Annotated in this window: 8 protein-coding genes; all 8 read left to right on the plus strand. The window is 52.2% G+C overall.

What is annotated here, in order from left to right; translation table 11 throughout:
- Positions 1-52: 52 nt before the first annotated feature.
- The 8 genes from Q7V48_09895 to Q7V48_09930 all read left to right on the plus strand — a co-directional run bounded on the left by Q7V48_09895 (position 53) and on the right by Q7V48_09930 (position 10,499).
- Positions 53-829, plus strand: a complete 777-nt coding sequence (locus tag Q7V48_09895) for an enoyl-CoA hydratase-related protein (protein MDO9211040.1) — start codon at positions 53-55, stop codon at positions 827-829.
- A gap of 45 nt (positions 830-874) precedes the next feature.
- Positions 875-2,734 (plus strand): aldehyde ferredoxin oxidoreductase family protein, encoded by a 1,860-nt coding sequence (locus tag Q7V48_09900; protein ID MDO9211041.1) that lies wholly within the window; start codon positions 875-877, stop codon positions 2,732-2,734.
- A gap of 145 nt (positions 2,735-2,879) precedes the next feature.
- Positions 2,880-3,809, plus strand: a complete 930-nt coding sequence (locus Q7V48_09905) for a CoA transferase (GenBank protein MDO9211042.1) — start codon at positions 2,880-2,882, stop codon at positions 3,807-3,809.
- Positions 3,810-4,076: 267 nt separating this feature from the next.
- Positions 4,077-4,856, plus strand: coding sequence for a CoA-transferase (locus tag Q7V48_09910; GenBank protein ID MDO9211043.1), 780 nt, complete (start codon positions 4,077-4,079; stop codon positions 4,854-4,856).
- Between the two features lie 3 nt (positions 4,857-4,859).
- Complete coding sequence (locus tag Q7V48_09915) at positions 4,860-5,873, plus strand: hydroxyacid dehydrogenase (protein ID MDO9211044.1); 1,014 nt, start codon at positions 4,860-4,862, stop codon at positions 5,871-5,873.
- Between the two features lie 73 nt (positions 5,874-5,946).
- Positions 5,947-8,682 carry a pyruvate, phosphate dikinase gene (ppdK, locus tag Q7V48_09920; protein MDO9211045.1) on the plus strand — a complete coding sequence of 912 codons (2,736 nt, stop codon included), beginning with the start codon at positions 5,947-5,949 and terminating at the stop codon, positions 8,680-8,682.
- Between the two features lie 25 nt (positions 8,683-8,707).
- Positions 8,708-9,685 carry a hypothetical protein gene (locus Q7V48_09925; GenBank protein ID MDO9211046.1) on the plus strand — a complete coding sequence of 326 codons (978 nt, stop codon included), beginning with the start codon at positions 8,708-8,710 and terminating at the stop codon, positions 9,683-9,685.
- Position 9,686: 1 nt separating this feature from the next.
- On the plus strand, positions 9,687-10,499 hold the full coding sequence (locus Q7V48_09930; GenBank protein MDO9211047.1) for a phosphosulfolactate synthase: 813 nt from the start codon (positions 9,687-9,689) through the stop codon (positions 10,497-10,499).
- Positions 10,500-10,519: the final 20 nt, after the last annotated feature.

Here is a 10,519-nt window from a genome sequence, read left to right on the forward strand (position 1 = left end):
TGTTATATTCCGCATTCGGCATTCGACATTCCGCATTTGCAGGGGTTATTTTATGCTTCTTTTTCACCAAGAAGGACCCATCGTAACCATTACCATTAATCGGCCTGAGGCCCTGAACACCTTCACTCACGAATTGATCCGACAATTGACCGGGGCTATTGTGAGATGGAGTGCGCAGCCAGAAATTCGTATCATCATTCTCACTGGAAGCGGTGATCGTTCCTTTGTGGGTGGCGTGGATGTGCGGGCCATGATGGATTTAGATCAAGAAGGCGCAGAGAAATTTATCACGGATCTGCATCGCTGCTTCCAGGCTATCCGTCAATCCGAGAAGATCGTCATTGCCTCCATCAATGGTTATGCTCTCGGCGGGGGCCTGGAATTGGTGGCCTCCTGTGACCTCCGCCTCGCCTCAGAGCAGGCTCGCTTTGGCATGCCGGAAGTGAAGGTAGGCATCCCTTCCGTTATTGAGGCGGCCTTTCTCCCCAGATTAATCGGTCTTGGCCGGGCCGCCGCCATGGTCTATATTGGTGAAATGATTGATGCCCATGAGGCCTGCCGTATCGGTTTAATCAACAAAGTGGTCCCGCAGGAAAAACTAAAAGAAGCAACCCGGGAAATGACCAGGAAAATACTACAGAACGGCCCTACGGCCATGATTTTGCAGAAAAGACTCATCGCCCAGTGGATGGAATTGGGTCTTAACGCTTCGGTCGAAGCCGGAATCCGGACATTTCGCGAATGCTACAAAACCGATGAACCCCAAGAGGGAATGAAAGCTTTCCTGGAAAAACGGCCACCCTCTTACGCGAGGAAATTGGAAACATAAAATTTTTTGGGGGTTTAGTCCTACATTGATTCACGGGGAGGAAAAATGAACGGCTACACCGGAAGGATCTTACATATTGACTTGTCGAAGCAACAATTCCATATCCGGAATTTCGATGAAGTTTTGGCCAGAAAATTTTTGGGTGGAAATGGGCTGGCGGCTAAGATTCTATATGATGGATTACACCCAGGGATTGAACCTTTTTCTCCGGAAAACATCGTGGTCTTTGCTGTGGGGCCGATCACCGACACTCCCGTACCCAGCACCAGCAGGGCCTACGCGGCTACCAAATCCCCATTGAACCATCTCTTTTTCGACTCTACGTTCGGCGGGCGATTTGCCATCACCCAAAAACGGACCGGTTTTGAAGCCATTGTGATTACGGGAAAAGCCAGCTTTCCCACTTATTTGCGCGTAGACGAAAATGGTGCCCAATTCAAATCGGCCGATTTCCTTTGGGGCAAATTGACGCGGGATACTGTGGATGCTCTCCGCGCAACCGAAGGCGAAGATGCCGATGCAGTGGCCATCGGGCCAGCCGGTGAAAAATTGGTCCGTTTTGCCTGTTTAACCCATTACTGGCGCGGCCGCGAGGGGGTCTCCGGGAGAGGGGGAATCGGTGCTGTCCTCGGTTCCAAAAATCTCAAGGCCATAGTGGTAAAGGGTTCTCGCCAAACAGAAGTCGCTGACCTAAAGGGCTTGCGCGAGTTGATCGATTCCCGCAAGGAAGCATTGGAAAAAGGGACAGCCGGCCTGAAGAATCTCGGAACCCCGGTTCTGGTCAACATGATCAATACCATCGGGGGGCTGGGTGTGCGCAACCTGCAAGAAGAACACAGCCCCCGGGCCCCGGAGATTGGGGGGGAACGAATCAAGGAGCTTTTTTTCGAGCGCAATGATACTTGTTTCGGTTGTCCGATTGCCTGCGGCAAAACCCTTCGCCTTCCTGCCTCTCCAGAACTCCCCGAGGGCCTGCGGTGGAAAATGCCTGAATACGAGACTTTGTTTTCTCTTGGCTCGATGGCGGAAAACTGGGATCCTGGTTCCCTGCTTAAACTCAACGCCCTCTGTGATCAATGGGGGCTGGACACCATCAGCATGGGGGTAACGATTTCCTTTGCCTTAGAATGTTTCGAGAAAGGGCTGCTTTCTTCCCGGGATGCGGGAGGGCGGGCGCTGCGCTTCGGCGATGCGGATTTACTCCTGCAACTGGTCGAAGCAACGGGAAAACGCCAGGGGTTTGGAGATGTCCTGGCCGAAGGTTCTTTTCGCCTGGCTCAGCGTCTGGGGGACCCGGCAGTGGGTTTGCTTTATTGTTTCAAAAAAGTGGAAGTGGCCGGACATTCGGCCCGGGCCCTGAAAGGCATGTCCATCGGTTATGCCACAGCCACACGCGGCGGAAGCCACCACGATGCCCGCCCAACCCTCCAGTATGCCGGAGAGTTCGACCGCACCAAAGCTCAGGGGCAGCCGGCTTTCGCCGTACGGACCCAGAATTTCACCGCCCTCAACGACTCTCTTACTCAATGCCGCTTTGCCAGCGAACGAGGGTATGGAGGCTTGATCAATGAAAATTACGTCAAGATGATTAATGCTGTAACTGGCTGGGACTTGAACCTGGATGAATTGGAACGGCTGGGTGAACGCATATACAATTTGGAGAGGGCTTTTAACTGTCGGGAGGGAGTAAGTCGAAAAGATGACAGCCTGCCCATAAGGGCTACGCAGCAACCGATCCCCTCCGGGCCTTCTCAGGGGATGTACTGCCCGCCGGAAGAATTTCAGGCGATGCTGGATGAATACTATTCCCTGCGGGGTTGGGACGCGAACGGAATCCCGACGGCGGAGAAGTTGCGAGGCTTAGGACTGGATGAAACATTACGAGATCTACATAGGAAGCCGTAAGAAATATTTTTATCAAGACTCTACCAGCCAAAAAACCTTGACAAGGAAATTGCATAATGTATAAATTATACATTATCTACCCAAAATCATCTGCTGTAATTTGGTAGTAAGATTTTTAAAAAAACAGCTCGCTGGGGATGAAAACTTGGAAGCAAGCAAGGAAAAAACGAATAAAATAATGACTGCGGCAGAAGCAGTCCGCCGTTATGTTTTCGATGGGGCAACCGTGGGCATGGGTGGCCAGACCATTGGACGCTGTGCCATGGCTCTTATCCATGAGCTCGTCCGGCAAAAAAAGAGAAATCTTACCTTAGTGGGTTGTAACCTCTCGATCAATATGGACATCCTTGTCGGGGCTGGCTTGGTCAGGCGAACAGAATGCGGGACAGGGAATTTAGAGCGCTTTGGTCCAACGTTTGCCTGGAGAAAGGCCATCGAGGAAGGGAAATTAGTGAATGAGGACTATAGCCATCTAGGAATGGTGACTCGTTTTCTTGGTGGGGAGATGGGCCTTCCTTTCATGCCCACCCGCTCTCTTCTCGGGACCGACATTCTATCCAAAAAATCAGCCACGACCGGGAAAAAATTTGAAATTGTAGCCAACCCCTGGGATCCGGATGACCAGGTGGTCCTTCTCCCGTCCTTGAATCCGGATGTGGCTATTGTGCATGTGCAGAAGGCTGATGAGGAAGGAAATTTGATCATCGAAGGTTTTCTGACTCATGAACCGGAGATGATCCGGGCCTCCAGGGCCGTAATCGCCTCCTGCGAGGAGATTGTCCCCTCGGAGGAAGTCCGTAAATACCCAGAAAGGACGACCATTCCCTATGTTTATGTAAATGCGGTCGTTCCCCAGCCGTGGGGAGCACACCCAACCTCTGTTTACAGGTATTATCAGCATGACCCCGAACATCTGCGCGAATATCAGAACAGCGCTCGTGAAGGAGGGCTCGCTTTTGAGGCCTACCTCGGAAAATATATATATTCCTGCTCATCGTTTGACGAGTATTTGGAAAAAGTGGGCGGGCTGAAGAAATACAACCAGCTCCGCGCGGAGATGATGAAGGTCCTTTGAAAAACTTTTTGGCCACAGAACTCGCGGAGAACACAGCGCGGCATAGCCGCAACCAAAAGAATAAGTTTTGCTTAGGGCCAAAAGCAATCCCAGAAATCCCCTCTCCCCCCTTTAGCAAAGGGGGGGTGGGGGGGATTTCAGCGGTTCGTTTCCAAATCAATTTTGCTTAACAAAATTTCAATATTTTGCACGTTAGTAGTACAGAGAACGCCGCGGCCTCAGCGTTCTCTGCGGTTAATTTTTTTTAGATTATGAAAAAGGGAAACCATGGCCGAAAAATTTAAATCAGACGAGCTGATGATCATCGAATCTGCCCGGCATATCCGCGACGGGGAAACGGTTTTCGCCGGTACGGGGATGCCTTTGGTAGCGGCCATGTATGCTCAAAAATCCCATGCTCCCCATATGTGTTTTGTCATCGAGACCGGCTCCATTGCCCCCCAGGTGCTTCCTGTTCCGACCTCAGTTTCTGATCCGAAAGGCATGCACCGGGCGGCCAAGCTGGGCACCCTGCGCGAAGTTTTAGGCTGCCTGCTGCAACGGGGCATGGTGGATGTGGGGTTTCTGGGAGGCGCCCAGATTGACCAGTTTGCCAATATCAACAGCACGGTTATCGGTGATTACCAGCAACCCAAAGTCCGGTTTCCGGGAAGCGGCGGAGCCAATGACATTGCTTCCCATGCCAAGCGGATCCTAGTCATCTGCCGTCATGAGAAAAGGCGGTTTCCGGAAAAATGCGCTTACATTACCAGTCCCGGATATATCAACGGCCCCGAGGGCCGCAAAAGAGCCGGGATAAAAAACGATCATCCGGATATAACAGTTGTCACAGACTTGGCCGTCATGGCGGTCGATAAAAGTACGGGCAAACTGCAAGTCTTCAAATTAATGCCTGGGGTCAGTTTCGAGCAGGTTCAAGCAAATACAGGCTTTCCAATTACGGCAAGCCCCAATATGACCACGGTGGATTTGCCGACTGAAGAAAACCTGCGCATTTTACATCAGGAGGTAGATCCTGAGGGTGAATACCTGGGAAAGGAAGACTGAAACGTGGCCGACGGAAAAAAAATTCTTATTGCCGAAGACGTAACCGGGTCGGGCATCGACCGCCTCAAACAGAAATACCAGGTGGAATCTGACTGGGACCTATGGAAAAAAATCCCTCAGCTAAAAGATGCCCTACGGGATGCCGATGCTCTCCTTGTTCGCAATCAAACCAAAGTCAATGCCGACCTCCTTGCTCAAGCCCGGCTGTTAAAAATTATCGGGAGAGCTGGAGCGGGATACGACAACATCGACGTAGAGGCTGCCTCGCAAGTTGGAGTGGTCGTTTGTTACAGTCCGGAAGAAAATGCGGTATCCGTTGCCGAACATGTCTTCGGCCTCCTCCTCGCTCTGGCTCGAAAAATTCCGGGTGCGGATCGGTCTGTAAAAAACGGAGGCTGGGAACGGAAAAAGTACCATGGCTTTGAACTCATGGGTAAGACGCTGGGAATCCTGGGGCTGGGGAAAATTGGTTTTCGTGCGGCTCTCCGGGCGAAAGCTTTTGGCATGCGCCTCCTGGCCCACGACGCCTACCTTTCCTCAACCAGCCTTCATGTTACTGAGTCCGGAGCTACCCTCGTTGCTATGGACCAGCTCCTCGCCGAATCCGATTTCCTCAGCGTGCACCTTCCTCTCACTCTGGAAACCCGGGGTCTTCTGAACCGCCAATCCTTCAGCAAAATGAAGCCCACGGCCTTCATCATCAACACTTCCCGGGGAGAAGTTTTAGTGGAGAAAGACCTGGCCCTGGCTCTTCAGCAAGGCCAACTTGCCGGAGCCGCCTTGGATGTACGGGAAAAAGAACCCCCGGCCGCGGATAGTCCTCTCAACGGTCTCGACAATGTGATTCTGACGCCGCATACGGCCGGCCTTACCTACGAAGCCCAGGAGAAGGTTGTTGAAGCGATCGCCGAAGACGTGGACCGGGTTCTTAGCGGTCAACCGGCATTGCGTTTTGTCAACTTTGCCTTACCGAAAAAAAAGGAAAAGGACACGGATGGACGCAGAAAAAACGGATAAATATAAAAATCAAATCTGTGTTTATCGGCGTAAATCTGCGCCCTAAATATAACAAAATAAAAAAGGAAGAACGATGGCTAAAAAATATGTTTATTTCTTCGGAGCTGGAAAAGCCGGGGGAAACAGCAGGATGCGCAACCTTCTCGGTGGCAAAGGCTGTGATCTGGCGGAGATGACCAATCTGAAAATCCCGGTTCCAGCCGGCTTTACGATCACTACGGAAGTTTGTACAACCTACTCCGAAAACAAGAAGAAATACCCGTCAGGCTTGAAAGAACAGGTGAAAAAGGGATTAAGCCAGGTGGAGAAAGTGATGGGAGCCAAGTTTGGAGATCCCAAGAATCCCCTCCTCCTTTCGGTACGCTCCGGCGCCCGGGTCTCCATGCCCGGCATGATGGATACAATCCTCAACCTGGGGCTGAATGATAGGACGATCCAGGGTCTGATCGTGAATTTCGGCGATGAGCGTTTCGCCTACGATTCCTACCGCCGATTCATCCAGATGTACAGCGACGTGGTCCTCGGGGTCGACCGGGAAAAAATGGAAGAAAAGATCCATGAAAAGAAACAGCAAAAAGGGGTGAAGCTGGAAATAGAACTTACCGCCGAAGATTGGAAGGAGCTGGTCGCCGAATTCAAGGGGATAGTTCAGAAGGATACGGGAAAGGCTTTTCCGGAAGACCCGGAAAAACAGCTCTGGGGCGCTATCGGAGCGGTCTTTGAATCCTGGGATACCCCACGGGCCATCACTTACCGGAAGTTAAACAAAATCCCTGAAGACTGGGGTACAGCCGTGAACGTTCAGGCCATGGTTTTCGGAAACATGGGCGGGGAAAGCGCCACGGGAGTTGCCTTCACCCGCGATCCGGCCACTGGGGAAAAAGTCTTCTTCGGAGAGTTTTTGCCCAATGCCCAGGGAGAAGATGTGGTAGCAGGCATCCGCACGCCTCAACCCATAAACAAGTCCCCGAAGAACGATCCCGCGCTTCCCTCCATGGAAGAAACCCTGCCCAGGGTTTATAAAGAATTAGAGAAGATTTATAAGCGGTTGGAGAAGCATTTCAAGGACATGCAGGATATCGAGTTCACCGTTCAGCAGGGAAAACTCTGGATGCTCCAGACCCGTTCGGGAAAACGCACGGCTTTCGCCGCCCTGCGCATCGCCCTGGAGATGGTCGAAGAAAAATTGATCGACAGGAAGACTGCCCTCCTGCGCATGGACCCGGATTCCTTAAACCAGCTTCTGGCGCCCATCTTCGACCCCCAGGCCAAAAGTGGAGCGATCAAATCGGGAAGGCTCTTGGCCAAAGGCCTGAACGCCGGGCCGGGAGCAGCCTGCGGCAAAGCGGTTTTTACCCCGGAGCTAGCCATGGATCTGGTTAGGCTGGGGCAAAAGAGCGTGCTCATCCGCATTGAAACTTCTCCGGAAGACATTCACGGCATGAATGCGGCCGAAGGGATTCTGACTTCCCGGGGCGGAATGACCTCCCATGCCGCTCTGGTGGCCCGGGGCATGGGCAAACCCTGCGTGGTCGGCTGTACGGCCCTGAACATCGATTATGCAAAGGCGGCCATGGAAGTAAACGGCCGAACCATTAAAGAAGGAGACTCCATTTCCATTGACGGCACCACCGGCGAGGTTATTGCGGGTGATCTGGCCACCAGCTCTTCGGAAATCGTGCAGGTTTTAATCGAAAAGAAAATTCCTCCTAAAAATTCCCTGATCTATCAGCAATTTGCCAAGCTGATGTCTTGGGCTGACCAGGTGGCCAGATTGGGTGTCCGCACGAATGCGGATACTCCCCGCGACGCCACGACCGCTCGACTCTTCGGAGCCACAGGAATCGGCCTCTGCCGCACCGAACACATGTTCTTTGAAACCGAACGTATTGCCGCTGTGCGGGAAATGATTCTCTCGGACACAGCTGAAGAACGCCGCCGGGCCCTGGCCAAGATTCTGCCCATGCAGAAAAATGATTTTGTCGGCATTTTCCGGGCAATGGACGGTTATCCAGTTATCATCCGGACCCTCGATCCTCCCTTACACGAATTCCTTCCCCATACCGACCAGGAGATCGAGGAACTGTCCAATCAGATGGGCATTCCCTTTAAAAAGCTGAAAGAACGTTCCGAAAGCCTGAAGGAAGCCAATCCCATGCTTGGCCACCGGGGATGCCGGGTGGGAATCAGTCATCCCGAAATCACCGAGATGCAGTCCCGGGCCATTTTCGAGGCCGCCTGTGCAGTCGCCAGGGAAGGAGTAAAGGTTATTCCTGAAGTCATGATTCCCCTGGTGGGTCACGTAAATGAGTTACGGGCGCAAAGGGAAATTGTGGTTCGCGTGGCCAAAGAGGTTATGAGCCAAACGGGTACAAAAATTAAGTATATGGTGGGAACCATGATCGAACTTCCGCGGGCCGCTATTACGGCCGACCAAATCGCCACCGTCGCCGATTTCTTTTCTTACGGGACCAATGACCTGACCCAGACCGTATTCGGTCTCTCGCGCGATGATGCCGGGAAATTTCTCCCTTTCTACCGCGAGATTGGTATTCTGGAAACCGATCCCTTTGTTTCCATTGACCGCCAGGGGGTGGGGGAAGTCATGCGGATCGGAGTGGAAAAGGGTCGTAAGGCCAACCCGAAACTGGAAGTGGGCATTTGCGGCGAACATGGGGGCGACCCTTCTTCAGTGGAATTCTGCCACATGCTCGGGCTGGATTATGTCTCCTGCTCGCCTTATCGGGTGCCCATTGCCCGCCTGGCCGCTGCCCGGGCAGCTTTGACTTATCCGGAAAAAAGGAAATAAAGCCTGAAGAAACCGAGAGGTTTTTATGTTTAAAAGAGCCGTAAAAATCGTCGAGGCCAGGATCGGCCTTGTTTCCAACAACGAGAAGCTCATTACCGAGGCCAGATATTTCGAAGGCCAGGTCATGGAGTCTCTGCTCACGGACATTCATTCCATCGAACCAATTCCTTTCAGTGATGACCTGGATTCCTGCTTTGTGGTGATCGATGACCCCAACATTCAGCCCCAGGTAAAGATTACCGAGAAGGTGTGTACGGCCACCGGAGACTTTTCCCGTTATGAAAAAGAATGCTCGGACAACCGCTATTCCCTTTTTGGAAACCTGGGACTCTTCTTTAAATATCTTCTGGTCACCCTGGAGCGCTACCATCAAATCTACAGTTTCCACGCCAGTTCGATGTATAGCCCAAGCCGCGACACCCTTCTCCTGGTTGTCGGAGGAGCGGGAGCCGGGAAAACGGTCTTTCTGCTCAAGGGGCTGGAGGATGACTGGAAGATCTTCAGCACCGAGATGACCCATTTTCGGTTCACCGATAAAGGGTACGAGTTTTACATGGGGTCTCTCTACGATAACATTCGCCTGGGAAATTTGATCTACGATTTCCCCAAGGCCAATGAAAAATTGCAAGTGGAGATTCCTCCCGGGGTGACCGATGTCTGGGGTTACAAAATCGCCATTGACATGCGCCACATTGCCGCCTCCCCACATTACCGCAACCCGCGAGTGACCGTGGTCGATGCCCGAATCGAATCAGGCCGGGATACCCCGATCGTCAAAACCGTCACCCGCCAGGAAAAAATCGTCAAGATATTATTTGACAACGCTACCGAAAAACTCGGCCCTACGCTGGTCTTTTATGATGTCATTCCTGTGGAAAGTTTTGACACGCCGGAGTTGATGCGCCGGCGCCTGGAAGTTATGCAACGCTTTGTTGCTGAAGTAAAGCTGAACCCGGTCAAGTCTGTCCTGGCCGGAGCAAAAAATTGTATGGAGGGAATCTAAAATGGGAGTAAAAGCTTTTGACGGTGTTTTTGAAATGCCCGTGCCGGGTCGAACGGTAAAGCCTCGTAAAGAAGGCCTCACGATGATCATTGATAAAGGGTTAGGGCTGACGGCCACTGAGGATCTGCTCGACTCCGCCGCCGATGTTATCGATTTTATTAAACTGACTTTCGGCACCAGTGCTTTTCTGGATATCGATTATCTGGCCGAAAAGGTAGAAATGGTCAAGGATGCTGATATCTGGATATGTCCCGGCGGAACTTTCCTTGAGGTTTCGGTCTGGCAGGGCGCTTACGCCAAATACCTCAAGCGCTGCAAAGAGCTGGGGTTCAATGCCATCGAAGTTTCGGATGGAACCATCGAGATCGACATGAAGACCCGGGGGGATTGCATCAAGCGAGCCGTCGACATGGGCTTCATGGTGGTCTCCGAGGTAGGGAAGAAGGACCCCGATGAAAAGGTGGCCACGGCCAAACTGCACGAAGAGATCGCCGCCGACTTAAAAAACGGGGCTTTCAAGGTCATCGTGGAAGCTCGGGAGGCGGGCAAAGGGGTGGGCATTTACGATAAGGATGGCAAGCCCAAGGATGAAGAAGTGGAAGCCATTATCAAAGGAGTGAAGGACCTAACTAAATTAGAGTGGGAAGCCCCCATTAAAAATCAGCAACAGTTCCTCATCCTGCGCTTCGGACCCAATGTTAACCTGGGCAATATCCCTCCCGAAGACATCCTGGCTTTGGAAGCGCTGCGCCAGGGGCTTCGTGGGGATACCCTGAAGAAGGCCTGGATGGCCAATCCGAAATACAAAAAATAAAAAAGGAGGAAAGGAAGATG

It is taken from the genome of Deltaproteobacteria bacterium, assembly GCA_030654105.1.
GTDB lineage: Bacteria > Desulfobacterota > SM23-61 > SM23-61 > SM23-61 > JAHJQK01.